The sequence below is a fragment of the Arthrobacter zhaoguopingii genome, assembly GCF_009828595.1.
GTDB lineage: Bacteria > Actinomycetota > Actinomycetes > Actinomycetales > Micrococcaceae > Arthrobacter_D > Arthrobacter_D zhaoguopingii.
The window spans coordinates 202,916-227,679 of the sequence record NZ_WPNY01000001.1; the positions used below are offsets into that span (position 1 = coordinate 202,916).

Sequence of the window (24,764 nt, forward strand, 5' to 3'; positions counted from 1 at the left end):
CGGCGGTTCCTTCCTTCCCGACCATTCTAGTTTTCGGGTCCCCGGCCGTCGCGCTTTTCCGGGGGAACCCTCGGCAGGGCAACCCCTCGCCGGTGTCACCGCACAGGTCTACCCTGTTGGCATGGCACAGGCTTCGGGGTGGCACGGGATTCCGCCGGCCGCCGACCGGTACGGGCCGCCGCTGCAGTTGGAGCGGCCCGCTGTGGCGGTGACCGAGTCGGTGAAGGCCCCTGCCCTGTGGGCCCGGCTCACCTATGCCGACGGCACCGTCCGCACCGTTAAGGGCTTCGCCATGGCCTGGACCACCGACGCCGTGCGGGTCCAGTGGATCGAGCATTCTCGGGCGCGCGAAGCCTGGCTTCCGGCCGATCAGTGCACCCGCAGGGAACTGCCGGCCCCCGGGAGGTACGCCGCCTGATCACCAGGGACCGGCGCCTGACCGGGGCTGGCTCTCCCGCGTCAGCTCCGTCGTCAGCAGCTGGTCCTTGGCGGGCCCGGTGACGTCCCACTGGTACCTCAGCCGGTCCTGCGCCAGTGCGGTGTACTCCACCCGGTAGGTGTCGGGGGAGCACCAGTGCTCATCCCGCCAGGAGCCTGCGGTGAGGCCGAGGCGGTGGAAGGGCCTGCCGTCCTGGAACAGGACCTCCCACGGCGCCCCCTGCCCGCCGGGAACAAGAAGGTACTGCCGGTTTGCGGGGCCGGTGAAGGGCGGAACCGACCGGCCGGCGCAGAGACGGGCGCCGGGCCAGTGCACGGTCCCCTCCTCGCGCCAGGACAGCCCCGGGCCGTCGTCGGTCACCGGCTGGACGGTGAGGGTTCCTGTGAACGTGCCCTCCGTGGAATCGGCGCGGTTGAGCAGGCTGCGGCGGACGCGCCAGGTGCCGAGCAGGTAGGAGCGAAGATCGGGAACCGGGACATTCATGGCACTCAAGCCTAGTCCGGCGGAGGTTGGCGAGAAGGACCGGCAGCCGCCAGGAGGGCCGCCGTACGCTCCTGGACCTCCGTGCGTCCCCTGCCGGTGAGGCGGACCTCGGCCGTGTCCCGGGGGGAGATGAGGCGCTCCTGCGCCGTGAGGAGGCCCTGCTTCTCAAGTCCTGCGGCCACGGCCGCCAGCTCGCCAGGGGGAAGGCCGACGGCGGCGCCCAGGCTGGACGGGGAGGCGCAGTGAACCCGCGTCAGGGCGGTGAGGAGGGTGAGGTGCCGGTCGCGCTGGGGAACCGGCGGGTCAACCGCGCGTGCACCGGAGCCCAGCGCCACGGACCGAACGATGAGGAACAGGGCGCAGGCGACCAGCGGCAGGACCGCGGTGAAACCGGCGGACAACGCATCGGAAATCCCGGGGGGCGCCCCGCGGAAGTGCTGCAGGTACGCCGTGCCAAGGAGCACCGACGCCGCGATGGCCGCGGTTTCGATGACCGGAAAGTGCCGCGGGCGGATGGTGCGGTGCCGGCGCAGCAGGAACGGCAGGGCCACCCCGAGGATGGCAATTGCCACGAGGAGAACGGCGAGCGCGGTTCCTGTGAGCTGTGAGGCCCGCACGCCGAGGAAGGACGCCGCGAAGTAGCAGGCAATTCCCGCCGCCACCACTAGGAGGAGCCAGCCCTCGGGCGCAGTCGACGTACCGTGGAGACGCGCGGCCGCCGATGCGCCCGCTTCGAGCGTCCTGCGCGCCTGCACCGCATGTGGAGCGGCAGCATTTGCCGGGGAGTCGCTCATGATTGCCTAGGGCTGGAGTTGTATACCTGCCACGCTATGCCTGCGGCGGGCCCGGCGCAAACACAGGCATCCTCCATCGTGTCCGGCGGCAGCGGAGGTTTTCTGCCTGCGGCGGCCCCCGCGGCGAGCCCGGCGGGAGGCTTCATCGACAGCGAACACGGGCGACACCGCCCGGTGGACTCGTTACGGTTGAACCATGGCAACCATCGACATCACCGAGGCAAGCTTCCCCGAGACCATCGAGAAGAACGACATCGTGTTCGTCGACTTCTGGGCCGACTGGTGTGCCCCGTGCACCCGGTTCGCCCCCGTCTACGACGCCGCCTCCCAGCAGCACGACGACGTCGTCTTCGCCAAGGTCGACACCGAGGCCGAGCAGTCCCTCGCCGCCGCCGCGGGGATCACCTCGATCCCGACGCTGATGGCGTTCCGCGAGCAGGTCCTCGTGTTCTCCCAGCCCGGCGCGCTGAACTCCTCGCAGTTCTCCGAGCTCGTCGACGCCGTCAAGGGCCTGGACATGAAGGCCGTCCACGAGCAGGTCGCCCAGCAGCAGGCCGCCGCCCAGGCGGATCCCGCCGACGGACAGTAAGGCAGGAACAGGCTCCACCCAAGACTCTGGTTCATGCCCCCACCTCCACTCGGAGGTGGGGGCTTGAACGTTCCCCGGACGTACAGCTGCTCCGGAGGGCAGTGAATTAGAGCTGTGAATCAGGGCTGTGAGCCGGCGCCGACGGGGTCAGCGCCGGCGGTGGTCCTCGGGCCGAAGGCGCGGTCCGAAAGCCTGCTTGCGGAAGCCGCTGGCGTAGAGCATGCGCACCACCCGTTGACGGTTCCCCGCCCACGGGGCGAGCAGCTTGAGCATCCCGGCATCGTCGGTCCGCCGCCCGGTGAGGGCGGCCCCGACGAACGAGGCAAGGTGGTAGTCCCCGACCGAAATGGAGTCCGGGTCCCCGTGCGTGCGCTGCATGACCTCGGCCGAGGTCCAGACGCTGATCCCGGAAACCGAGGAGAGACCCCGGCTCACCAGCGGGCCGGCGGGCACCGCGGCGAGGCGCTCGAGCCCCGAGGCGACGAGCGACGCCCTGAGCAGCGTGGCCGAACGGCGGGGGTCGACGCCGGCTCGGTGCCACTCCCAGGAGGGGACCTTCCGCCACTGTTCGGCGGTGGGTGGCAGGCGCAGTTCGGGGGGAGCGGATCCGCCGGCGTCCGGGGCGGGATCCCCGTACCGTTCGAGCAGGTACCGCCACGAGCGCCTTGCCTCGAAGGTGGTAACCCGCTGCTCCAGCACGGCCCGGGCCGTGGCGTCGAGGACGCGCCCGGTGGAGGGCAGGCGGAGCCCGGGACTGAGGTAGCGGCCCTTCCTGGCGAGCTCGGGCAGCGTGGCCCGGAAGTCGGGGCTGTCGAACCCGCTCCAGTCGTCCTCGCTGCCGAGCATGCGCGGAAGCCCGTGGAGGGCTGCTTCGGCGCCGGGGCCCCAGGCTGTGGCTTCGATCCGGGACGAACGAAGAGTGCCGCGCTGCCGGAGGCGCAGGGTGGTGGCGCCGTCGGCGGTGCGGAAGGCGAGCCAGTGGGCGCTGCCGACGGTGCGGAAGGCCGGGTCGTACGCGCCGCACTGAAGCGGGCCGATCGTGCCGGCGAGGTGGTAGGGGCCGCCGGGCTCCCAGACCGTCGTGACGCCGGGGGAACCGACGACAACGGGGGAACTGCTCATTCCACCATGGTGCCACGGACCCGGGCGCCCCCGGCGTGCCCGCCGCGCGACACTCCGCCGGATGGCAGGACCGGTGTGCTCCATGACGTCGGGGCAGCCCCAAGACGTCCAGCGCACCCAAAAGCGACAAACGCGCGCGATTAATCCGGTGCGTCTGTCGCGAAGTGGTCCGTTCGTCGGAAAGGGGACCTGCGGGCACAAGTTTGGGTCCCTGTGTTTCAGGCCGCACTCCGGCTGGAGCGCCACCCGGTAGCTTTAGGACTATGAAGTATGCGAACTCGGTTGTTGACCTGATCGGCAACACCCCCCTGGTCAAGCTCAATAAGGTCACCGACGGCATCGCGGCGACGGTGCTGGCGAAGGTCGAGTACCTGAACCCCGGCGGGTCGGTCAAGGACCGCATCGCGGCGAAGATGCTCGACGCCGCGGAGGCCGAGGGCAAGCTGCGGCCCGGCGGCACCATCATTGAGCCGACCTCGGGTAACACCGGCGTCGGGCTGGCCCTGGTGGCCCAGCAGCGCGGCTACAAGTGCGTCTTCGTGGTGCCGGACAAGGTCGGTGAGGACAAGCGCAACGTCCTCGCCGCCTACGGCGCGGAGGTCGTGGTCACCCCCACGGCCGTGGCACCGGACAGCCCGGAGTCCTACTACGGGGTCTCCGACCGGCTCACCCGCGAGATCCCCGGCGCGTACAAGCCCGACCAGTTCTCCAACCCCAACGGACCGCTCAGCCACTACGAGACCACCGGGCCGGAGATCTGGAACGACACCGACGGGCGGATCACCCACTTCGTCACGGGCGTCGGCACCGGCGGCACCATCACCGGCACCGGACGCTACCTCAAGGAGGTATCAGCGGACCGCGCCGGCGGGCCGGTCCGGGTCATTGGAGCCGACCCCGAGGGCTCGGTCTACTCCGGCGGCACCGGGCGCCCCTACTTCGTCGAGGGAGTCGGCGAGGACATCTGGCCCGCCTCCTACGATCCCTCCGTGCCCGATGAGATCATCGCCGTCTCCGACGCCGAGAGCTTCGCCATGACCCGGCGCCTGGCCCGCGAGGAGGGCCTGCTGGTCGGCGGATCCTGCGGCATGGCGGTGGTCGCGGCGCTGCGTGCGGCCAAGGACCTGACCGCCGACGACGTCGTAGTCGTCCTGCTGCCCGACGGCGGGCGCGGCTACCTCGGAAAGATCTTCAGCGACGGCTGGATGGAGTCGCACGGCTTCCTCGACGCCGGCGACGACGCGCCCGTGGCCGAGGTGCTCCACGCGAAGGCCGGCACCCTGCCCGACCTCGTCCACACCCGCCCGGGCGACACCCTCCGCGACGTCATCGCCCTGATGACCCGGTACGGGCTCTCCAGCGTGCCGGTGCTCTCGCACGAGCCGCCCGTGGTGCTGGGCGAGGTGCTCGGATCGGTCGATGAGCGCTCGCTGACGGGGAAGATCTTCACCGGCCAGGCCAAACTCTCCGACAGCGTTTCGGCCCACATGGGCCCGAAACTGCCGTTGATCGGCTCACTGGAGTCCGTTGGCACGGCGCGGGAGCGCCTCGAGCACAGTGACACAGTCCTGGTCACCCTCGCCGGGGCGCCGGTGGGAATTTTGACCCGCCATGACCTGCTGACCTATATGAGCAGCTAACCCCTCGACCACCAGGAGCAGCGTGACGCACTCAAGCAATTCAGGCTTCAACACCCGCGCGATCCATGCGGGCCAGGTTCCCGACCCGACCACCGGGGCCGTGATCCCGCCCATCTACCAGACGACGACGTTCGCCCAGGACGGCATCGGCAAGCTGCGCAACGGCTATGAGTACGGCCGCGGCACGAACCCGACGCGCGACGCCCTGCAGTCCCAGCTGGCGGCGCTCGAGGGCGGAACGCATGCGTTCAGCTTCTCCTCGGGCCTGGCCGCTGAGGATTCGCTCATCCGGGCGGCGCTGCGGCCCGGAGACCACATCGTGCTCGGGAACGACGCCTACGGCGGTACCTACCGCCTGATCGACCGGGTGCTCTCCCAGTGGGGCATCACCAACAGCGCCGTCGACATGGCCGACCTCGACGCCGTGCGCGCCGCCGTCGCCGGCGGGCAGACCCGCATGGTGTGGGTTGAGACCCCCTCGAACCCGATGATGAAGATCACCGACATCGCCGCCGTCGCGGAAATCGCCCACGCGGCCGGTGCGCTGCTGGTCGTCGACAACACCTTCGCCTCCCCCTACCTGCAGCAGCCCCTGGGCTTCGGGGCCGACGTCGTCGTGCACTCGACCACCAAGTACATCGGCGGGCACTCCGACGCCAGCGGCGGGGCCGTCATCGTGAAGGATGCCGAGCTGGCCGAGAAGGTGGGCTTCATCCAGTTCGCCGTGGGTGCGGTGTCAGCGCCGATGGAGGCCTGGCTGACCACTCGGGGCCTGAAGACCCTGGGCGTGCGCATGGACCGGCACAGCTCGAACGCCGCGTCGATCGCCCGGTGGCTCACCGAGCAGGAGGGCGTGGAGCGGGTTTACTACCCGGGGCTGCCGGAGCACCCGGGCCACGACCTCGCCGCGGCGCAGATGAAGAGCTTCGGCGGCATGATCTCGGTGACCTTCACCGGTGGGGAGCCCGCAGCGCGGGCGGTGGCCGAATCGACGAAGGTCTTCACCCTCGCGGAGTCACTGGGCGGCATCGAGTCGCTCATGAACTACCCCTCGGCCATGACGCACGCCTCCGTGAAAGGCACCGATCTGGCGGTGCCGGAGAACCTCATCCGGCTCTCCGTGGGCATCGAGGACCTTGAGGACCTCATCGGCGACCTCGAGCAGGCCCTGGCCGCCCTCCGCGGCTAGCAGCCCCGTCAGCGGAAGGAAGGGCTGTCCGGTCAGGTACCGGGCAGCCCCCGCTTTTTCCTGGCCTTGGGGTCGGTCACCTGGAAATAGGCACTGCTGGCCGGCAGCCACATCAGCACCACCGCCAGCAGCATCACGACGGCGATGACCGACAGGCCAGGCGTGCCGCGCACCAGCACCGGAAGCCCGGCGATGATTCCCACGGTGCTCAGCAGTTCACGGGCGCTGCGCCGGCCCCGGCGCAGGCGCAGCAGGAGCACGAGCTGCAGGACGGCCAGCGCGCCCAGCACGGCTGCGAGCCCGGTGAGCGCGGTGCTGTCCGAGCCGGGCAGAGCGGCCGAACCGGCGAACGAACCCGCCGACACGAGGAGCAGCACCGCGGCCACCAGCCACAGCAACGAGGCCGCCCGGAGCGTCCGCGGGTGGCGCGGGCGCGCCGGGTCCTGCCTTCCCGCGGCGGGGGCGCGCCTCATGCCCCGCGCGGGGTGACGACGCCGGCGCGCGCCTCCGTGTCGTAGGCGTAGACCTTCCGCCCGCCGATCCACACGCCCAGGGCCCGCTGCATCACATCGAGCGGGTCACCGCTCCAGAGCACGATGTCGGCGTCTTTCCCCACCGCGAGCGAGCCGAGCCGGTCGGCCAGCCCGAGCACCTTGGCCGGGTTGAGGGTGATCGAGCGCAGGGCCGTGGTGCGGTCGAGGCCTTCCTTCATGGCCAGGGTGGCCTGGTGCACCAGAAAGTTGATGGGAATGACGGGGTGGTCGGTGATGATCGAGATCTCGACGCCCGCCGCCGCGAGTTTGCCCGGGTTCGCCAGCGACCGGCCCCGCAGCTCGACCTTGGACTTGGTGGTGAACAGGGGCCCGATCAGCACCGGCGTGCCGCGCTCGGCCAGCACGTCCGCCAGCAGGTGGGCCTCGGTGCCGTGGTCGAGCACCAGGTCGTAACCGAACTCGTCGGCGAGCCGGAGGGCGGTGGCGATGTCGTCGGCCCGGTGGGCGTGCTGCCGCCAGGGAATCTCGCGGCGCAGGACCATGGCGAGGGCCTCGAGGTGCGGGTCGCGGGCGTTTTCGTCGTCTTTGCCCAGGTAGTTCTGGGCGTCCTTGAACGCCTTGCGGATGATCAGGGCGGTGCCGAGGCGGGTCGAGGGCGTCTTGTCCTTCCCGCCGTACACCCGCTTGGGGTTCTCGCCCAGGGCGGACTTCAGGCCGCTGGGGGAGCGGAGCAGCATCTCCTCGATGTACCGGCCGTGGGTGTGGATGGCGACGGCGAGCCCGCCGATCGGGTTGCCGGAGCCGGGGTTGACGTTCACGGTGGTGATTCCGCCGGCCAGGGCGTCGTCGAAGCCGGGATCGTACGGGTTGATGGCGTCGAGAACCCGCACCCCGGCCATCACCGGGTCGGTCATCTCGTTGGTGTCGTCGCCGGCCGAGCCCTCGCCCTCCTCGTGGGTGCCCAGGTGGACGTGGGCGTCGACGAAGCCCGGAAGCAGCCATTTACCTGCCGCGTCCAGGGTTTCCATCCCGGACGGTGCCTCGACGCCGGCGCCGAGGGCGGTGATCCTTCCGTCCTCGAGGACGACCGTCCCGTCGAAGGGGTCGCCGTCGATCGGGACGACATGGGCGTTAAGGATGGCCAGGGCCGGCGCGGGCGCTGCGCCGGAGGTTCGAGGGGTGGTCATGAGGGGACCTTTCGCGCTCGTCGGTGGTTCACCCAACATACCCGGAGGGCGCCCCGCCCGGAGCGGACCTGCGGCGCGCGGACGCATAGGATGACCGCATGAGCCAAGGGAGAGTCCTCGCCGTCTGCCTCGTCCACGGGCTGCTGCCGACCCGCGACACCGTCGGCGTGAGCGCCATCGACAAGCGTGCCGTCGCCGGGCCGGTGAAGGTGCACCCGCTGGGGCTGACCGGTGACCTTCAGGCCGACCGCAAAAATCACGGCGGTCCCACCAAGGCCGTGTATGCCTACGCCCAGGAGGACGCCGACTACTGGAGCGGTGAGCTTGGCCGCGCGATTGAGCCGGGACTGTTCGGGGAGAACCTGAGGCTCGCGGGAATCGACGCCAGCAACGCGGTGATCGGTGAACGGTGGAGCATCAACGGCGTGGAGTTGGAGGTGACGATGCCGCGGATCCCCTGCGGCAACTTCGCCCGGCACCTGGGCGAGTCCGGCTGGATCCGGCGCTTCACCGCCGCGAACCGCCCGGGAGCCTACCTTCGGGTGGTGAAGGGCGGATCGCTGCAGGCCGGGGAGGCGGTCGCCGTCACCTCGCGCCCGGCCCACGGAGTGACCATCGCCCAGGTGTTCGGCGGGCTCGACGCCGCCGCCGGCGAGAGCCTGCTGGAGGCCGGGGCGCAGGAGCTCACGCTCGCCCCGCAGGTCCGCAGGGCAGCGGTGCAGGCCCTCGCCGGTGCCTAACGTGCCCAACGTCACCCGACCATCCGGGCCCGAAGGGCAGAGGCCGGGGCCCGCATGCGGTAGGATAGAAACATCCCCCACACCGGTATTCCCTTAATTTCCGCCCTTTTCAGGCGGATAGGTTGTGTTGGGGCTCGTCGAGATTTCCGCGAGCAGATTCATCAGGGAGCGCCGGCTAGAAGAAAACGTCACACATTTCAGCTCTTGGAGCAGGAAGCCCAGTTGTGACGGGAAGTCCTGCCGCGGGATTGAAACAGTGCCGGATTTCGTTGTAAGCACGGCACCAGTTGGCTCCCGCCTTCCAGGCCGTCCGGCATCTACCTGAAGGTCTTTCCTCCATGCCTGAAAATCTGTCCCCCGAAATCTCCGAAAACGTTGACGCCCCGGCTGCCGATGACGCTGGAGAGCTGCTGTTCACCGACCTCAACCTCGACGCCCGCGTCCTCGCCGCGCTGACCGACGTCGGCTACGAGAAGCCCTCACCCATCCAGGCCGCCACCATTCCGGCGCTCCTCGAGGGCCGCGACGTCGTCGGCCTGGCCCAGACCGGCACCGGAAAGACCGCAGCATTCGCGGTTCCCGCGCTGTCGAAGATGGCCGAGCTGGCCGACATCAACGGTGTCAGCAAGAACACCCAGGTCCTGGTCCTCGCCCCGACCCGCGAGCTCGCGCTCCAGGTCGCCGAGGCGTTCACCTCCTACGCCCGCCACATGGACGGCTTCACCGTGCTGCCCGTCTACGGCGGATCCCCCTACGGACCCCAGCTTGCGGGCCTGCGCCGCGGCGCCCAGGTTGTCGTCGGCACACCCGGCCGCGTCATCGACCACATCTCCAAGGGTTCCCTCGACCTGTCGGCCCTTGAGTACGTCGTGCTCGACGAGGCCGACGAGATGCTCCGCATGGGCTTCGCCGAGGATGTCGAGCAGATCCTCTCCTCGACCCCGGCCGAGAAGCAGGTGGCGCTGTTCTCCGCCACCATGCCCCCGGCCATCCGCCGCATCGCCAAGAAGTACCTGAACGATCCGGCCGAGATCGCGGTCAAGGGCAAGACGACCACCGGCACCAACACGCGTCAGCGCTACCTGCAGGTCATGGGCCCGCACAAGCTCGACGCCATGACCCGCATCCTCGAGGTTGAGGACTACGACGGCATCATTGCCTTCGTCCGTACCAAGATGGCGACCGAAGACCTGGCGGACAAGTTGCGTTCACGGGGCTTCTCGGCCGCAGCCATCAACGGAGACATTCCCCAGCAGCAGCGCGAGCGCACCGTCGAGGCCCTGCGTGAGGGCAAGATCGACATCCTCGTGGCCACCGACGTCGCCGCCCGCGGGCTCGACGTAGAGCGTATCTCGCTCGTGGTCAACTACGACATCCCGCACGACACCGAGTCCTACGTCCACCGCATCGGCCGCACCGGCCGCGCCGGGCGGTCGGGTGACGCGATCCTGTTCATGACACCGCGCGAGAAGTACCTGCTGCGCTCCATCGAGAAGGCGACCCGCCAGCCGGTCGAGCAGATGCAGCTTCCCTCCTCGGCGACCATCAACGAGCTGCGCCTGAACAAGTTCGCCGAGAAGATCACCAAGACCCTCGCCAGCGAGGATGTCGCGGCGTTCCGTGACCTCATCGCGAGCTACGAGCAGGAGCACAACGTTCCGGCCGCCGAGATCGCCGCCGCGCTGGCCGTCATGGCCCAGGGCAGCAACCCGCTGCTGGTGAAGGACATCCCAGTGGCTCCCGCCGGGCAGCGCGAGCGCTCGGAGGGCCGCAAGGACGCCTTCGGCTCCCGCGGGCCGACGCGCACCCTCACCGAAGGCAATGCCACCTACCGGATCGCCGTCGGACGCCGCCAGCGCGTCATGCCCGGCTCCATCGTGGGTGCCATCGCCAATGAGGGCGGGCTCTCCTCCTCGCAGATCGGCGGCATCGACATCCGCGCCGACCACACCCTCGTTGAGCTCCCCGCGGATCTCTCCAAGGATCAGTGGCGCGCCCTGTCGAAGACCCGCATCGGCGGTGAGCTGATCCACCTCGAGCTCGACAAGGGCCGCAAGCCCAACCGCGAGCGTCCGGCCGGCGAGTTCAAGAAGCCCTTCAAGAAGGAATTCAACAAGGACTCGAAGGACTTCAAGAAGCGCGACGGCGACACCCGGTTCTCCAGCGACAGCGCGCGCAAGCCGCGGTCGGGCAAGGCTGCCGGAGCCGGTCTCGGCCGCTCCAATGCGCAGACCGACCAGTGGTGAAAATCACCTAGGCTGACCCCTTCGGATCCCCGCCACGGCGGGGATCCGAAGCGAAATCAGGGGTCCGCCCGTCAGGGTGGTTGTAGATTTCGCACAGCGGCTCGGAACTGGTAAAGTTTCTTGTCGTTGCCCCCCTAGCTCAGTGGTAGAGCGCGTTCTTGGTAAGAACGAGGTCACCGGATCGATTCCGGTGGGGGGCTCGTAAATGAGGGGCCCGTGACGATCATCCGATCGGTGCGGGCAGACTCATTTAGGGCGGTGTAGCTCAGCTGGTTAGAGCGCACGACTCATAATCGTGAGGTCGTGGGATCGAGTCCCACCACCGCTACAAAAAGCAGTCCCCGAGGCCCACAGGCCTCGGGGATTTTGTTTGGGGCCGGTTCGCAGCCCCGGTCCGGCTGCCGGGGCACGGGCTGCGGACCGTCCGGAGCGCCGGGTCCCGACCACGCAGCGTGGCCGGCCGCGTCCTGAACCCTCACGCGAGCCCCGCGCAACATAAGGAGCCATCTCTTCGCCTCAAGACCGCGAAGACGTACATTTATCCCAGTAAACCGCCAGCAGCGAACCGCTGTGCGGATCTGGCGGTTTTCATGTGATGGCCTGAACGTTGACCCCACCCGGTCGGATCAGGCCCTCCCGGGAGCCCTGCGCGCGTAGTGTTGCCACCCAACCTCACCCGGCCAGGTGCTGCTCCATCCGATGTCCGAACATTCCGGACGTTTACCGGGTTCCCCTGACAGGCCGGCTGGTCGGCACCTGAAATACCGAACCGCCAGGCGGCCCTTCGATCTCATCGTCCGAGGCAGCTCCAGTCGATCAGGTGCAAGCGGCCAGCATTGAACGGAGTCAGCTGTGCAGATAACTCCGAGGTATCTTCAACGACCCGTACGCATGGTAGTGGCGCTACTCCTTGTGGCGAGCACCGCACTCGGCGCCCCCGTCGCCCCGGCCGTGGCCGGTACTCCTGACCCCCTCACCTGTGCGGGTTATCCCGAGAAGCGTCACTTCGTCGATGCCCAGTCCTGGTGGCTGCCCACCGAGGGAGCGGCGCCCGCAGGCACAGACCATGGCCATATCCATGTGGGAGCCTGTGTTCCCGAACGCGAAACCGTGACCGGACCCTTCACGCTCGATATCCGGATGATTCTTCATGATCCCGGCCTCCAGATGGTCAATACCGGCAAGACCTCGACGCCCTACGTGTCGGTTGTCATGAAGAGTTCGTCTGCCGAGAAGACGCAGTCCAAGCTCTACCAAACGGGTTGGACGTGCCCCACTCCAGGTACGTGCACCCGTTGGGGCAAGGTGAGGGTTGATCCGTCCGTATTCTCGACCGATGGTCTCAAAGAAGCGCGGCTGCGTTTCTTTTCTGACGTTGCAGACCCTGCTGCGGGCGGCACGACAGCCACAGCCCGCATGACCGCCTCCCTCAACTTTCAGTACACTGTCGATCTGTCGCCGACCCGCACCGTGAGGGATGTCTCCCGGGATCCCTATTTGCGCGGTAAGGGATGGTACTCAGCGCCCGGGAGCGATCTGGCGGAGGGCGGCTACTGTGAAGCCGCTCTCATGACTGTTCCGGTTCCAAATGCACCCGTCAGCGGCACGTGGTCCCCCGCCGTCAAGATGGTTTGGCACGGCGATGCGGAGGACCCGCCCGTTACGGCCCACGAAGTCCGCATCGACCCGGATCTCCATGCCAACGTTCCCGGTCTGATCCTCCGGCGAGCGGGCGGGGAGTATGACGGGCGAATCAGCATCGACACCACCCGGCTGACCAATGGCACGCACAGGCTGTTCCTGCGCGCCGACTGCAATGACCGGCACGGCCGCAACTCGACCACCTCGGGCATCCTGATCGTGCCTTTTGAAGTTAACAACGGCAAGTAGGAAATCCCCCCCGCGACGCACGAGAAGGCTTTCCTGGCCGGGAGGGGCCGCAGCCGGAGCTGCTGCCCCGGCTCGGGCCCCTCCCGTCGAGGCGTGCGCCTGCGCCTGCGCCGGCGGCGTTACACCGGGCCCGCCGCAGGCGGCGCCGGTGCCCGGCTGGTGTTCAGCCGTCGGGCCTGGAGCACCGTGTCCCGGACCACCGCAGCGTGGCCTGCAGCGTCGTCGACCGCACGCGGCCGCGCCTCGGAGGCGGTGACGTCCCAGCCGCCGTCGAGCAGAGGGATGAGGTCCTCCGCGGTGTAGAACAGTTCGGGCAGCGGCGGCCGCCGCGCCGCCGTCTGCAGGTCCGAGGGGTGGTGGCCGACAATGAGGAGCGTGCCGCCCGGCGCCACCGCGTCGGCGAGGCCCGCGAACAGCACCGAGCGCGCCGGCTCCGGCAGCTGCATGAACTGTGCCGAGACCAGGTCGAAGCCGCCCGGTGCCGGCGGTGCCTCAAGAAGGTCGGCGTGCACCCAGTCGACCCGGGCGGCCACCGCGGTGTCCTCGAGCCGGGCCTGCTCACGGGCCCGGCCGAGGGCGACCTCGGAGATATCGACGCCGGTCACCCGCCACCCGCTGCGGGCCAGCCACAGGGCGTCGGCGCCCTCGCCGCAGCCGACATCGAGTGCGCGCCCGGGAAGCAGCGCGGAGGCCGTTGTGACGAGGTGGGGATTCGGGTTCCCGCTCCAGATCCTGCGCTGCTCCGTGTATCTGCGGTCCCAGAATTCCTGGTCCATTTCGATGTGAAGATTCATGAGTGTGCGCCGCTCTTTTGACCGATGGACTCATTCTGCCCCGCAGTGGAGGCTCCGTCACGGCCAGACTCCCCGCCGGCTGCGCGGCGGGCGGCCACGGCGGCCGCCGCGTCCTCGGCGATGAGGTCCCCGTTGATCGCCGCACCGGCCCCCAGCCCGGCGGCGGACGAGGCCATCACCTGGGCCACCGGGTCCGCCACATTGCCGGCCGCCCACACCCCGGGAACGGAGGTGCGGCCCTGCGGGTCGACCTCGGCCGAGTAGCCGATGCCCATGGGGTGTTCGGAGATTCTTACGCCGAGGGACTCAAGCAGGGCCGACCGCGCGGCGAAGCGCGGCGCCACCACAAGGGCGTCAAGCGGAAAGCCTGAACCGTCCTCGAGTTGCACCCCCGACAGTGCTCCGGCGGGGCCCCGCACCGAAGCGACCCGGCCGTCGACAACCCGGACCGACAATGCGGCCAAAAGCTCCCACTCATCGTCGGTGAGCTCCGGTCCGGTGTGCAGGAACAGCGTGACGTCGTCGCTGAGCTGCCGGAACATCTGGACCTGGTGCATCGCCATCGGCCCGGTCGCCAGGACGCCGATGGCCTGACCGCGGGCCTCGTACCCGTGGCAGTAGGGGCAGTGGATGACGCCGGAACCCCAGTGCGCGGCGAGCCCCTCGACGTCGGGCAGTTCATCGGAGAGCCCTGTCGTCACGAGCAGGCGCCGGCCGGAGAGGCGCCCGCCGTCCTGCAGGGTGACGGTGAACCCGGCCGGATCCTTCTCGACGCGCACCGCCTCCGCATCGATCAAGACCGATCCGTAGGACGCCGCCTCGGCGCGGCCTGACGCCACGAGCTCGAGCGGCGGCACGCCGTCCCGGGACAGGAAGTTGTGGACCCCGGCCGCGGGGGCGTTCCGCGGTGACCCGGAGTCGATCACGGCCGTGGTGCGCAGCGAGCGGCCGAGGGCCACCGCCGCGCTGAGCCCGGCGGCGCCGCCGCCGATGATCACGACGTCATAGCGCGAAGAGTCCTGCATGATGCTTCTCCTTTTCCTGGGCGCCTACGGTCGGCGCCCTCGTATCCACTGTCCCGCCGGGTGGAAGTGCTGGCAACCTTCCTTGCCGATATGGCAAGATGCGGAGATGGAAAGCGATCTTTCATCAGTTTTTGACGCCATGGGCCCCCGGCTGCGCGCGCTGCGCCAGCAGCGGGGGCTGACCCTCGGCGAGGTGTCCGAAGCCACCGGCGTTTCCGCGAGCACCCTGTCCCGCCTCGAGGGCGGCCAACGGCGCCCCAACCTCGAACTGCTGCTGCCTCTGGCCCGCCTGTTCCAGGTCCCGCTCGACGATCTCGTCGGTGCGCCGACCACCGGGGATCCGCGGATCCACCTGCGGCCCATCCGCCACAGCGGCATGACGGCCCTTCCCCTGACCCGCAGGCCCGGCGGGCTGCAGGCATACAAGATGGTCCTTGCCGCCGATGCGCGGAAGGGCGAACCCGAGCTCCGCGTACACGAAGGATATGAGTGGCTGTACATCCTCAATGGGCGCCTGCGCCTCGTGCTCGGCGATAAGGACTTCGTCCTCGGGCCCGGCGAAGCCGCCGAATTCGACACCCATACCCCTCACTGGTTTGCCTCCGCCGATGAATACCCGGTGGAGTTCCTTAGCCTGTTCGGCCATCAGGGGGAGAAGATGCACGTCCGGGCCCGGCCCAAGGCCTAGCAGCCGGCGGGGCTGCCCGGCCGCCGCAGGGGAAGGTGGCGCCGCGCGGCGGAGGCGCCCGACGTACGGGCGCACCGCGTTACGCCGAAGAGTGGCTACGGCGGATCTCCGCGCGTTTCTCCGCGTAGACGGTGGTCTCCACCACGACGAGCAGTGCGCACAGTCCAAAGACAAGGCCCAGCGCGGCCAGCGGCGCAAACCCGGAAGCGGCCGGGATCAGGGCCAGCAGGACGGCGGCGGTGCTGAGCCGCCATGTTTTCCAGTATCCGCCGACCCTGCGCCAGAACGCCGCGTGGGCGAGGAGGTACAGGGCCGTCCCGCCCAGCAGTGCGCTGGCCCCCAGCCAGCCGTAGCCCGATGGTTCCTCGACATGGGCGAGGGCATCCTCAACGCCGAGCGCCGACAGGACGACCCCGGCGATCAGCGGGAGGTGGAGGTAGGTGTAGGCATCGACCGCGAGAGCCGCCCGCGCCCGGCCGCGGAGCCGCGCCAGCACGTGCTCGGCCGCGATCGCCATGACGTCGAAGTACAGCCACCACAGGCAGATGGACAGTCCGACGCCGAAGACCGCGCCCAGGATCATCAGGGTGCTCACCGGGCGTTCCGAGGCGCCGACGCCGATGGCGATGATCGACTCGCCCAGGGCGAGGATCACGACGAGCCCGTACCGCTCGGCCCAGTGCGCGGCGGAATGGACCCGCCAGTTCCCGCCGGCGGAGGTGAGGTAGGTGAGGGTGATATCCGCGGCGAGGCCGGCCAGCCAGAACCAGGTCTGGGACGGCCCGCCGACGAGGGCTCCGGTGATGATGAGGGCGGAGCCGGTGAACATGGCGCTTGAGGTCTTGATCACCTGGCGCCGGAGCGGCACGTCGTCCCCGGCGGCGATAAGGTACAGCCCGATGTGAACCAGCCGCACGACGAAGTAGCCCAGCGCGAACACGAGGGGTCCGTTGAGGCCGCCCTCCATGTCGTGGAAGGCCTCGGGGATGGCCAGGGCCGCGATGAACATCGCCATCATGGCGACCGACATCCCGAGGCGCACGATGCCCTCGTCGACATGGGTCTGGTTGGCGAGCCAGGAATAACAGACCCAGGACCACCAGAGGATGCCGAGGATGATCATGCCCTGAAGCACGCCGAAGCCGGTGTGTTCGTGGGCCATGAAGGCGGTGACCTGGGTGAAGGCGAAAACGAAGACAAGGTCGAAGAAGAGTTCGAAAGTCGTCACCCGATGGGACTCGTCCGAAACCCGGACCTGACGCATGGACCGGAAAGCGGGAAACATAGGGAAAGCATAGATTGCAGGCCGGGCGGAGTCGCCGATCCGCACCCTCTGTTACTCGCCTGCACCATCGACGATCAGGGTACTAATAGGATGGGCGAAGGCAATGACCGCTAAGCAGCCGCCCCGTCAGGTGTGCGGGGGGATGGACTTACATGACCGAACGTGACTCCGCGTGGAGTGCCGACAGCACGAACGACACCTTCCCCACGAGGGCCAGCCGGCGCCGCCAGTCCCTGCTCGAGGGGGAGCCGGAGGCCCGGTGGGAGACGCTGTCCGCCGGTGAGGAGCCCGATGGCACCCCAGTGGCGTACGGACCCGATGCGGAGCCGGACCACGCCCCCTCGATCGCCGCCCGGCTGACCGGGACGGTCCCCTACGGCACGGTTCCCTACGAGCCGGAGCCCTTCGGCCCAGAGCTCTCCGACGCCCGACCGTTCGAGTCCGGCTTCTCTGACACCCGACCGTTCGAGCCCGAGCCCGGACCCTTCGAGCCCGAGTCCGCCGAGGCCGGATTCATCGAGCCGGAGTCCACCGACACCGATCTGCCCGGCGCCGAACCGGGGGAGTCCCGGCCGCTTGAGCACGGCCGGCCGCCGCGCGGAGCGTTCGGGTCCGAGCCCGTGTCGGAGCTTCCCCCGCAGCCGGCCGACCCTCCGGCCACCCGCCAGCGCGCCTCCGCGGCGCGGACGGGCCGCCGCTCCTTCCTCACCCCCGACACGGCAGTGGTGCCCGCCGAAACCGGGCTGCGGGGAGCCCTGACCCGTATCGGCGTGCGGATTCCGCCGTCCGCCGCGGAACTGACGGTGCGGGCGCACACCCGCGCGGTAAGCCAGCACTGGCCGGGTCCGCGGACGATCGCCGTCGTAAACGGCAAGGGCGGGGCCAACAAGACCCCGACCACCGTGATGCTCGCGGCGGTGTTCGCCCGCAACGGGGGCGGGCCCGTCCTGGCCTGGGACAACAACGAAACCCGCGGCACCCTCGGGTGGCGGACCGAGCAGGGACCGCATGAGGCCACTGTGCTCGACCTGCTTCCGCAGACCGGTGCCCTGCTCGCCCCGTCCGCCCAGTCGGCGCTGCTTGCCCGCTACGTCCACCACCAGACCGAAGACAAGTACGACGTGCTGCGCTCCAAACCCGACGTGCTGGCCTCCGAGCAGAAGGTCACCTCGCGGGACTTCGACGCCCTGCACGAGGTCGCCTCAAAGTACTTCCGGCTCAATGTTGTGGATTCGGGCAACGACGAGACGGCCGAACGGTGGCTGCGCATGCTCCACCACACCCATCAGCTGGTCATCGCCACCACCACCCTCGAGGAGCACGCCGAGGCCGGTGCCCTCCTGCTTGAGGCCCTGCGGGCACGCGGAGGCGACTACGAGCAGCTCTCCCGCAACGCCGTGGTCATCGTCAGCCAGTCCGACAAGAACGGCACCGCGACCCAGGCCCAGGCGATCGCCGCCGGCTTCACCGAACTGGCCCGCAGCGCCGTCACCATCCCCTTCGACCCCGCCCTGCTGAAGGGCAGGATCCGCTACGGCTCCCTGCGTCCTGCCACCCAGCGGGCCTGGCTCGCCGCGGCGGCGGCAGTGGCCGAGGGCCTCTGAGTCACCGGTCCACCGCCGACGCCCGGGAGGATGCAGGGCGTCGACGCGGCCGGTCGGGCTCCCGGAGCGCACGGGTCCGGGGCGGCGCCGCGGGCCCGCCGGTGACCTAAGCTGAATTGGTGATTCCCGGCGGACGCTACCTGTGCAGCGGGGTGGCCTGGCACGGCGAGGTGCCGGCCCTGGTCCTTGCCGACCCGGACGGCGTCCGGACGGACCTGCCGCTGCGGCCCGGCTCCCGGCTCGGGTACCGCACGCTCGGCCCCGCCGGCGCCCGCTACTGCCTGGGCTCCTACCGGGTCCGCGACGCCGAGACCCGCACGCACGTGCCCTGCCCGCAGCAGGCCGAGGCCGAGCGGGGCTACCAGTGCGGTCCCTGCTTCGCCCAGGACGACCTGCGCTTCATGCACGACTTCCACCGCTCGGGCATCGCTCCGGACGGTCTGAAACGCTACCTCGACGAGCCGCACTGGCTGTATGTGGCGACCTTCGCTGACGGCGCCACGAAGGTCGGCACCGCCTCGGCCAAGCGCAAGCGCGGGCGGCTGGTGGAGCAGGGCGCCGTCACCGCCTCGTACGTGGCCCTCGCGGACAACGGGCGGGTGGTGCGCGTCCTCGAGGACGAGGTGACGCGCAGCGTGGGCCTGCCGCAGGCGGTGCGCTCGGCGGCGAAGGCCGAGGCACTCCGCCGGCCGCTGCCCCCGGAGCGGCTCGCCGGAATCAACACCGGCTTCGCCGAGTCGGCCCGGCTGCTGCTGCGGGAGGGGATGGAGCTCGAGGGCTTCACCGTCGTCACCGAGGAGTTCGACCCGCCGCCGTCCTGGCAGGAGGTGCTGACGGCCGGCGGGGCCCAGCCCTACCCGGGGGACCTCGAGAGCGGGGACCACGGGTTCGTCGTCGGCCCGCTGCTGGGCTCCTGCGCCCTCGTCAGCCTCGACGGTGCCCCGCTGCGCTTCCTCGCGGACCTGTCCCGCCTCAAGGGACGGCGGATCGCACCGGGGGACTACACGACCGCCGTGCCGGCCGTCCAGGAGTCCCTCTTCTAGGGCCACGGTAGGATAAAGGGATGCTCAACACACCCTGGGACACGGGATCGGTGCTCTACCGCAGGCTCCTGATCTCCGCGCTGATCCTCACCGGCGCCGGCATCGCGCTCGCCGTAGCAGGGGCCGCAGCCGACGCCGAGGCCGCGGTGTTCGCCGCGATGCCGGTGATCGGCGCCGGCCTGCTGTGCCACATCGCCGGAATGGTGGTGCGGACCCGCGACGCCCGGCGGCGCCGGAGCCCCGCAGCGCCCCGCTGAGCTCCGACCGGCCACCGAGCCTGCCGCTCGATTACGCTTGATCCAGCCCGCCGCCCGCGAACTCCCGGAGGACCCCATGACCATCAACCCCGACCTGCAGGGACGCAGCTACCCCGCCGGTGAGGTGTACACCGTCGGGCGCGAAGCGATCCGCGACTTCGCCCGTGCGGTCAAGGCCACCCATCCCTCCCACTACGACGTCGAAGCGGCCCGGGCCCTCGGGTACGCCGACCTGGTGGCGCCTCCGACGTTCGCCATCATCGTGGCGCAGCGCGCGGACGCCCAGCTCATCACCGATCCGGGCGCCGGAATCGACTTCTCCCGGGTGGTCCACGCCGACCAGCGCTTCACCCACCACCGGCCCATCGTGGCCGGGGATGAACTGGTCGCTGCCCTCCACGTCGACCAGGTGCGGGCCATGGGCGGCGGGGCGATGATCACCACGCGCGCCGAAATCTCAACCGTGGACGGTGTGCGGACCGCCACGACAACGTCATCCCTGCTCGTCCGGGGAGAGGAGCAGCAGTGAGCATCCCAGCAGCCGAACTGACCGTCGGGCAGGAGATCGGGTCCGTGACGATTCCGGTGACCCGCCAGGACCTGGTGCGCTACGCCGGGGCCTCCGGGGACTTCAACCCCATCCACTGGAATTCCGACTTCGCGCAGGGCGTCGGCCTGCCCGGGGTGATCGCCCACGGCATGTTCACCATGGGCGCCGCCGTGCAGCTGGTCACCGACTGGACCGGCGATCCGGGCTCCGTCATCGACTACCAGACGCGCTTCACCAAGCCCGTCGTGGTCGCCGACACCACGGCGCAGCCCGGGGTCCCGGGAGCCGTCCTCGAAGTCCGGGGAACCATCGGGGCGCTGAACCCCGAGGAGGCAACGGCGCGGATCGACCTCACGGTGACCTTCGAGGGCCAGAAGGTCCTCGTAAAGGCCCAGGCCGTGGTGCGCCTGTCATGAGCCAGCAGCCCACCGGTACGCCGCTGGCGGACCTCACCACTGCAGAGGTCGGCGGGCCCGCCCGCACGCTCATCGAGGCACGCTCCGAACAGGAGATCATCGACGCCGTCCGCACCGCCGACGACGCGGGCGAGCCGCTGCTCATCCTGGCCGGCGGCTCGAACCTCGTCATCGCCGATGAAGGCTTCGAGGGCACGGTGGTCCGCATCGCCTCCGACGGCTTCACAGTAAACGACGACGACGCCACCTGCGGCGGGGTCATGGTTCGGGCGCAGGCCGGGCAGGACTGGGACGAACTGGTCGAGTACACGGTGAAGCACGCCCTCTCCGGCCTCGAGGCGCTCTCGGGCATCCCCGGCTCCACCGGGGCGACGCCGGTCCAGAACGTCGGCGCGTACGGCTCGGACGTGTCCCAGACGATCGCCACGGTGCGCACGTGGGACCGGCAGGCGTCGGCGGTGAAGAGCTTCACCAACTTTGAACTCCACTTCGGGTACCGGGACTCGCTGCTGAAGCAGACAACCGTCAACGGCTCGCCGCGCTATGTGGTCCTCGCCGTCGAGTTCCAGCTCGCGCTCGGCCGCATGAGCGCACCGGTGAAGTACGCCGAACTTGCCCGCGCCCTGGGCGTGGAGGCCGGCAAGCGGGCCTACGCCAACGACGTGCGCCGCGAGGTGCTCCGGCTGCGCGCGGCCAAGGGAATGGTCCTCGATGCGCAGGACCGGGACACCTTCAGCACCGGGTCCTTCTTCACCAATCCGATCATCGACGCCGCGGCCGCGGCGGGCCTGCCGGAGGACGCGCCCCGATACCCGGTCTCGGACCCGGACAAGGTGAAGCTCAGCGCCGCCTGGCTGATCGAGCGTGCCGGTTTCGCCAAGGGCTTCGGGCTGGCCGACGACGCCGGTTTTGCCGCGGCGGGCGGGCGGGCCTCCCTGTCGACGAAGCACACCCTGGCGCTGACCAACCGGGGCGGCGCCGCCGCCCGGGACCTGCTGGCCGTGGCCGGACTGGTGGCGGACGGGGTTGAGGCGAAGTTCGGCATCCGGCTGCAGCCCGAACCTCTGCTGATCGGGTGCGCGCTCCCGGCGCCCAGCACGCCCTAAGGGCCGCTACCCCGGTACGCCCAGGGCGCGGCTGCGCCGGCACTCTGCAAGCCCGGCACTCGGTAAGCCCGGCACTCGGTAAGCCCGGCACTCGGTAAGCCCGGCGCGCCGCTGAGAACCGCGCCTACGTGACCGAGGTCCGCCGCGCATGCTCGGCGGCGGCACGCGTCAGCAGGACGTCGCCCCACTGGGCCTTCCGGTCCACCAGCTGGCGGGTGCACAGCCACTGCGCCAGGCGGGAGGCGAGGCTGATCTGGGCCAGCCGGTCGTGGAAGTCCGCTGCCAGCCAGCGCACGCCCAAGAATCCCGGCAGGGCGTGGAGGAGCTCCGCGGCGCCCATCAGGCGCACGTACGCGGCGTCGGGGGAGAACTGGCGTTCAAGCTCAAGCAGCGCTGCCGCCTCAGGCGGCAGCGAACGCGCCCCCTCGCCCTCGAGGTAGGACCTCAGCCCGGCCTCCACGCGCCCGTACCGGATCACCGTTTCCGGATGCCGGCCGCGGGCGCTCGCTGCGAAGAAACCGGTCAGGATGCGGTCGACGTCGGTGTGTTCCATGCCGGTATTCTGCCTCCGCCCTCTGACAGTTCCACGCGCGGGTGCCGGCTACAGGTTCCCGGTACTGATGAGCAGCATCCGGCGCAACGGCTCGGCCGCCCCCCACAGCAGCTGGTCGCCCACCGTGAACGCGCTGATGTACTTCGGGCCCATCTCGAGCTTGCGGATGCGTCCCACGGGAATCTCCAGCGATCCCGTCGCGGCCACGGGGGTCAGTTCGGCCACGGAGGCCTCCTTGGTGTTGGGCACCACCTTCACCCACTCGTTGTCGGCCGCGATCAGGCGCTCGATCTCGGCCACCGGCAGGTCCTCGGTCAGCTTCAGGGTCAGCGCCTGCGAGTGCGAGCGCATGGCGCCGATCCGGATGCACAGCCCGTCGAAGGGGATCCGCCCGCCGTCGCCGGTGCCGAGGATCTTGTTGGTCTCCGCCCCGGCCTTCCATTCCTCCCGGGACTGTCCATTGCCGAGGTCGGCGTCAATCCACGGGATCACCGAGCCGGCCAGCGGCACCCCGAACTGCGAGGCGTCAAGCTCCGGGTTCCGCTGCTGGGCCAGCACGGCCCGGTCAATCTCGAGGATGGCCGAGGCCGGGTCGTCGAGGTGATTCAGTACGCTTGAGTGAAGGGCGCCGAACTGGCTGAGCAGTTCGCGCATGTGCCGGGCCCCGCCGCCCGAGGCGGCCTGATAGGTCATCGAGGTGCCCCACTCCACCAGGCCGCTGCGGAACAGCCCGCCAAGGCCCATGAGCATGCACGAGACGGTGCAGTTACCGCCGATGAAGTCCTTCACGCCGCGGGCCAGCCCGGCGTCGATGACCCCGCGGTTGACCGGGTCAAGCACGATGATCGACTCGGGCTCCATCCGCAGCGTGGAGGCGGCGTCGATCCACAGCCCGTCCCAGCCGGCGTCGCGCAGCTTGGGGTGCACCTCGGAGGTGTAGGCGCCGCCCTGGGCGGTGACGATGATCGGCAGCTTCGCCAGCGTTTCGACGTCATAGGCGTTCTCGAGCTTCCCGGCGCCCTCGGCGAAGGACGGCGCGGGTCCGCCGGCGTTGGAGGTGGAGAAGAACACGGGGTTGAACAGGCGGAAGTCGCCTTCGTCCTGGAGTCGCTGCATGAGGACGGAGCCGACCATGCCGCGCCAGCCGACGAAGCCGACGGAGGGCAGGGGGGAGGTGCTTGCTGCGGAGGTCATCCTCCAAGCTTAGGCGAGCCCGCCGCGGGGGACGGTGCTGATTACGTCACCCGCCGCCGGTCAGGCCTTAGGCTGTCGGGGAGCTGCGCGCCCACAGGCTCAACCGGTACCGGGTGCCGGCAGTGCTGTCCAGCCAGCCCCCGGCGGGGCTGACGCCCTTCAGCTCCCACTCCGGGCCAAGCACCGGCGCGTAGGTATCACCGTCGGTGTCGGTCTCGATGACGGTGACCACCGCGGCGTTGGCCTCGGCGACCGCTTCGGCGTACAGTTTCCCGCCGCCGATGATCCAGATCTGTTCCGCACCCGGTGCGTGCCGCGCCTCGGCGAGCGCGTCCGGAAGGGAACCGACGACGACGGCGCCCTCAAGCGGGCCGGAGGAGCTGACGACGATATTGGTGCGGTCCGGCAGCGGGCGGTACTTCCCGGGGAAGGACTCCCAGGTTCGCCGGCCCATGATGACCGGGTGGCCGGCTGTGATCCTGCGGAAGTGGGCCAGGTCCTCGGGGACATGCCAGGGCATGCCGCCGTCCTTGCCGATCACCCCGTCCTCGGTCTGCGCCCAGATCAGGCCGATCACCGGCTCGCCGTCAACGGCGCCGGCCACTGTGACATCTTCGAAGCTCATACGGCGATCGGCGCCTTGATCGTGGGGTGGTGCCGGTAGTCGAGCACCTCGAAGTCCCCGAGGGTGTAATCGGAGATGCTCTCCGGGGTGCGGGTGATCCTCAGCCGCGGGTAGGGGTGGGGTTCGCGGGAGAGCTGTTCGGTGACCTGCTCGACGTGGTTGTCGTAGATGTGCACGTCCCCGCCGGTCCAGATGAACTCCCCGGGCTCCAGCCCGGCCTGCTGGGCCACCATGAGGGTCAGCAGGGCGTAGGAGGCGATGTTGAACGGAACCCCGAGGAATGTGTCGGCCGACCGCTGGTACAGCTGGCAGGACAGGCGGCCCGGGCCCTCGGGGGAGGGCTCGACGTAGAACTGGAAGAACGCATGGCACGGGGGAAGGGCCATATTGGAGATCTCCGAGACGTTCCAGGCCGACACGATGTGCCGCCGTGAGTCGGGATTCGTCTTCAGGCCCTCGATGACGTTGGCGATCTGGTCGATGTGTCCGCCGTCCGGGGTGGGCCAGGAGCGCCACTGCACCCCGTAGACCGGCCCGAGTTCGCCGTCGGCGTCGGCCCACTCGTCCCAGATGGACACGCCCTGTTCCTGGAGCCAGCGGACGTTCGACTCCCCGCGCAGGAACCAAAGCAGTTCCAGGGCGACGGATTTGAAGTGCACCCGCTTGGTGGTGATCAGCGGGAAGGATTCGCGCAGGTCGAAGCGAAGCTGGCGCCCGAAGACGCTGCGGGTTCCGGTGCCGGTCCGGTCGGACTTGGCCGTGCCGTTGGCCATCACATCGCGCAGCAGGTCTTCATACGGGGTGTTCAGGG

Annotated in this window: 26 protein-coding genes and 2 tRNA genes; 16 read left to right on the top strand and 12 right to left on the bottom strand. The window is 69.7% G+C overall.

From position 1 onward, the window contains the following. Window positions 1–121: 121 nt before the first annotated feature. Window positions 122–418: a hypothetical protein gene (locus GVV86_RS00965; RefSeq protein ID WP_159617735.1), complete on the top strand. Its 297-nt coding sequence runs from the start codon at window positions 122–124 to the stop codon at window positions 416–418. Here GVV86_RS00965 and GVV86_RS00970 read toward each other — a convergent pair whose 3' ends face one another. Both GVV86_RS00970 and GVV86_RS00975 read right to left on the bottom strand, forming a co-directional pair. Next, window positions 419–922 carry a DUF6314 family protein gene (locus GVV86_RS00970; protein WP_159800898.1) on the bottom strand — a complete coding sequence of 168 codons (504 nt, stop codon included), beginning with the start codon at window positions 920–922 and terminating at the stop codon, window positions 419–421. It abuts the gene before it with no gap. 11 nt (window positions 923–933) lie between these two features. Next, window positions 934–1,716 carry a helix-turn-helix domain-containing protein gene (locus tag GVV86_RS00975; protein WP_159800900.1) on the bottom strand — a complete coding sequence of 261 codons (783 nt, stop codon included), beginning with the start codon at window positions 1,714–1,716 and terminating at the stop codon, window positions 934–936. A gap of 196 nt (window positions 1,717–1,912) precedes the next feature. On the opposite strand from GVV86_RS00975, the gene GVV86_RS00980 reads away from it, so the two are divergent. After that, window positions 1,913–2,305 (top strand): thioredoxin family protein, encoded by a 393-nt coding sequence (locus GVV86_RS00980; RefSeq protein ID WP_159617732.1) that lies wholly within the window; start codon window positions 1,913–1,915, stop codon window positions 2,303–2,305. Window positions 2,306–2,452: 147 nt separating this feature from the next. Here the strand turns inward: GVV86_RS00980 and GVV86_RS00985 are convergent, their stop codons facing one another. Continuing rightward, the gene (locus GVV86_RS00985) at window positions 2,453–3,427 is read right to left on the bottom strand and encodes a DNA-3-methyladenine glycosylase family protein (RefSeq protein WP_159617731.1); all 975 of its coding nucleotides are present in this window, start codon (window positions 3,425–3,427) and stop codon (window positions 2,453–2,455) included. Between the two features lie 263 nt (window positions 3,428–3,690). Between GVV86_RS00985 and GVV86_RS00990 the strand changes: the two genes are divergently transcribed. Further along, window positions 3,691–5,067 (top strand): cystathionine beta-synthase, encoded by a 1,377-nt coding sequence (locus GVV86_RS00990; protein WP_159800902.1) that lies wholly within the window; start codon window positions 3,691–3,693, stop codon window positions 5,065–5,067. Between the two features lie 22 nt (window positions 5,068–5,089). Next, window positions 5,090–6,256: a cystathionine gamma-synthase gene (locus GVV86_RS00995; RefSeq protein WP_159617729.1), complete on the top strand. Its 1,167-nt coding sequence runs from the start codon at window positions 5,090–5,092 to the stop codon at window positions 6,254–6,256. A gap of 32 nt (window positions 6,257–6,288) precedes the next feature. On the opposite strand, the gene GVV86_RS01000 is transcribed toward GVV86_RS00995, so the two are convergent. Then, window positions 6,289–6,729: a hypothetical protein gene (locus GVV86_RS01000; protein ID WP_159800904.1), complete on the bottom strand. Its 441-nt coding sequence runs from the start codon at window positions 6,727–6,729 to the stop codon at window positions 6,289–6,291. After that, window positions 6,726–7,937: an amidohydrolase gene (locus GVV86_RS01005; protein ID WP_159800906.1), complete on the bottom strand. Its 1,212-nt coding sequence runs from the start codon at window positions 7,935–7,937 to the stop codon at window positions 6,726–6,728. The genes GVV86_RS01000 and GVV86_RS01005 overlap by 4 nt, the downstream gene beginning before the upstream one ends. Window positions 7,938–8,035: 98 nt before the next feature. Here GVV86_RS01005 and GVV86_RS01010 point away from each other — a divergent pair, with 98 nt between their 5' ends. From GVV86_RS01010 to GVV86_RS01030, 5 genes are all read left to right on the top strand, one after another. Beyond that, window positions 8,036–8,677 (top strand): MOSC domain-containing protein, encoded by a 642-nt coding sequence (locus tag GVV86_RS01010; protein WP_159800908.1) that lies wholly within the window; start codon window positions 8,036–8,038, stop codon window positions 8,675–8,677. A 338-nt stretch (window positions 8,678–9,015) separates the two neighbouring features. Beyond that, a complete protein-coding gene (locus tag GVV86_RS01015) occupies window positions 9,016–10,923 on the top strand; it encodes a DEAD/DEAH box helicase (RefSeq protein WP_159800910.1) in 1,908 nt (635 codons plus the stop codon). Window positions 10,924–11,051: 128 nt separating this feature from the next. Then, window positions 11,052–11,123 (top strand) — tRNA-Thr (locus GVV86_RS01020). Window positions 11,124–11,177: 54 nt separating this feature from the next. Continuing rightward, window positions 11,178–11,251, top strand: a tRNA-Met gene (locus tag GVV86_RS01025). Window positions 11,252–11,820: 569 nt separating this feature from the next. Continuing rightward, a complete protein-coding gene (locus tag GVV86_RS01030) occupies window positions 11,821–12,813 on the top strand; it encodes a hypothetical protein (protein WP_159800912.1) in 993 nt (330 codons plus the stop codon). Window positions 12,814–12,932: 119 nt separating this feature from the next. On the opposite strand, the gene GVV86_RS01035 is transcribed toward GVV86_RS01030, so the two are convergent. Both GVV86_RS01035 and GVV86_RS01040 read right to left on the bottom strand, forming a co-directional pair. Further along, window positions 12,933–13,607, bottom strand: coding sequence for a class I SAM-dependent methyltransferase (locus GVV86_RS01035; RefSeq protein WP_159800914.1), 675 nt, complete (start codon window positions 13,605–13,607; stop codon window positions 12,933–12,935). Then, on the bottom strand, window positions 13,604–14,632 hold the full coding sequence (locus GVV86_RS01040; protein ID WP_159800916.1) for an NAD(P)/FAD-dependent oxidoreductase: 1,029 nt from the start codon (window positions 14,630–14,632) through the stop codon (window positions 13,604–13,606). Before GVV86_RS01040 ends, GVV86_RS01035 begins: the two co-directional genes overlap by 4 nt. A 106-nt stretch (window positions 14,633–14,738) precedes the next feature. On the opposite strand from GVV86_RS01040, the gene GVV86_RS01045 reads away from it, so the two are divergent. After that, window positions 14,739–15,320 carry a helix-turn-helix domain-containing protein gene (locus GVV86_RS01045; protein ID WP_159800918.1) on the top strand — a complete coding sequence of 194 codons (582 nt, stop codon included), beginning with the start codon at window positions 14,739–14,741 and terminating at the stop codon, window positions 15,318–15,320. A gap of 79 nt (window positions 15,321–15,399) precedes the next feature. Here GVV86_RS01045 and GVV86_RS01050 read toward each other — a convergent pair whose 3' ends face one another. Further along, on the bottom strand, window positions 15,400–16,548 hold the full coding sequence (locus GVV86_RS01050) for a low temperature requirement protein A (RefSeq protein WP_159800920.1): 1,149 nt from the start codon (window positions 16,546–16,548) through the stop codon (window positions 15,400–15,402). A gap of 209 nt (window positions 16,549–16,757) precedes the next feature. On the opposite strand from GVV86_RS01050, the gene GVV86_RS18430 reads away from it, so the two are divergent. From GVV86_RS18430 to GVV86_RS01080, 6 genes are all read left to right on the top strand, one after another. Further along, a complete protein-coding gene (locus tag GVV86_RS18430) occupies window positions 16,758–18,209 on the top strand; it encodes an ATPase (protein ID WP_201291317.1) in 1,452 nt (483 codons plus the stop codon). Window positions 18,210–18,328: 119 nt separating this feature from the next. Further along, on the top strand, window positions 18,329–19,252 hold the full coding sequence (locus tag GVV86_RS01060; protein WP_246669832.1) for a DUF2797 domain-containing protein: 924 nt from the start codon (window positions 18,329–18,331) through the stop codon (window positions 19,250–19,252). A 20-nt stretch (window positions 19,253–19,272) separates the two neighbouring features. Further along, complete coding sequence (locus tag GVV86_RS01065; RefSeq protein WP_159617719.1) at window positions 19,273–19,509, top strand: hypothetical protein; 237 nt, start codon at window positions 19,273–19,275, stop codon at window positions 19,507–19,509. Window positions 19,510–19,585: 76 nt separating this feature from the next. Continuing rightward, window positions 19,586–20,038 (top strand): MaoC family dehydratase N-terminal domain-containing protein, encoded by a 453-nt coding sequence (locus tag GVV86_RS01070; RefSeq protein WP_159617718.1) that lies wholly within the window; start codon window positions 19,586–19,588, stop codon window positions 20,036–20,038. Next, a complete protein-coding gene (locus GVV86_RS01075; protein WP_159617717.1) occupies window positions 20,035–20,475 on the top strand; it encodes a MaoC family dehydratase in 441 nt (146 codons plus the stop codon). Before GVV86_RS01070 ends, GVV86_RS01075 begins: the two co-directional genes overlap by 4 nt. After that, window positions 20,472–21,581 (top strand): UDP-N-acetylmuramate dehydrogenase, encoded by a 1,110-nt coding sequence (locus GVV86_RS01080; RefSeq protein ID WP_159800922.1) that lies wholly within the window; start codon window positions 20,472–20,474, stop codon window positions 21,579–21,581. The genes GVV86_RS01075 and GVV86_RS01080 overlap by 4 nt, the downstream gene beginning before the upstream one ends. Before the next feature lie 124 nt (window positions 21,582–21,705). On the opposite strand, the gene GVV86_RS01085 is transcribed toward GVV86_RS01080, so the two are convergent. From GVV86_RS01085 to GVV86_RS01100, 4 genes are all read right to left on the bottom strand, one after another. Further along, window positions 21,706–22,134, bottom strand: a complete 429-nt coding sequence (locus GVV86_RS01085) for a hypothetical protein (RefSeq protein ID WP_159800924.1) — start codon at window positions 22,132–22,134, stop codon at window positions 21,706–21,708. A gap of 48 nt (window positions 22,135–22,182) precedes the next feature. Continuing rightward, window positions 22,183–23,328, bottom strand: a complete 1,146-nt coding sequence (gene asd / locus GVV86_RS01090) for an aspartate-semialdehyde dehydrogenase (RefSeq protein ID WP_159800926.1) — start codon at window positions 23,326–23,328, stop codon at window positions 22,183–22,185. A 67-nt stretch (window positions 23,329–23,395) separates the two neighbouring features. Beyond that, complete coding sequence (locus GVV86_RS01095; RefSeq protein ID WP_159617713.1) at window positions 23,396–23,953, bottom strand: dihydrofolate reductase; 558 nt, start codon at window positions 23,951–23,953, stop codon at window positions 23,396–23,398. Continuing rightward, the gene (locus tag GVV86_RS01100; protein WP_246199734.1) at window positions 23,950–24,726 is read right to left on the bottom strand and encodes a thymidylate synthase; all 777 of its coding nucleotides are present in this window, start codon (window positions 24,724–24,726) and stop codon (window positions 23,950–23,952) included. The genes GVV86_RS01095 and GVV86_RS01100 overlap by 4 nt, the downstream gene beginning before the upstream one ends. Between the last annotated feature and the right edge of the window lie 38 nt (window positions 24,727–24,764).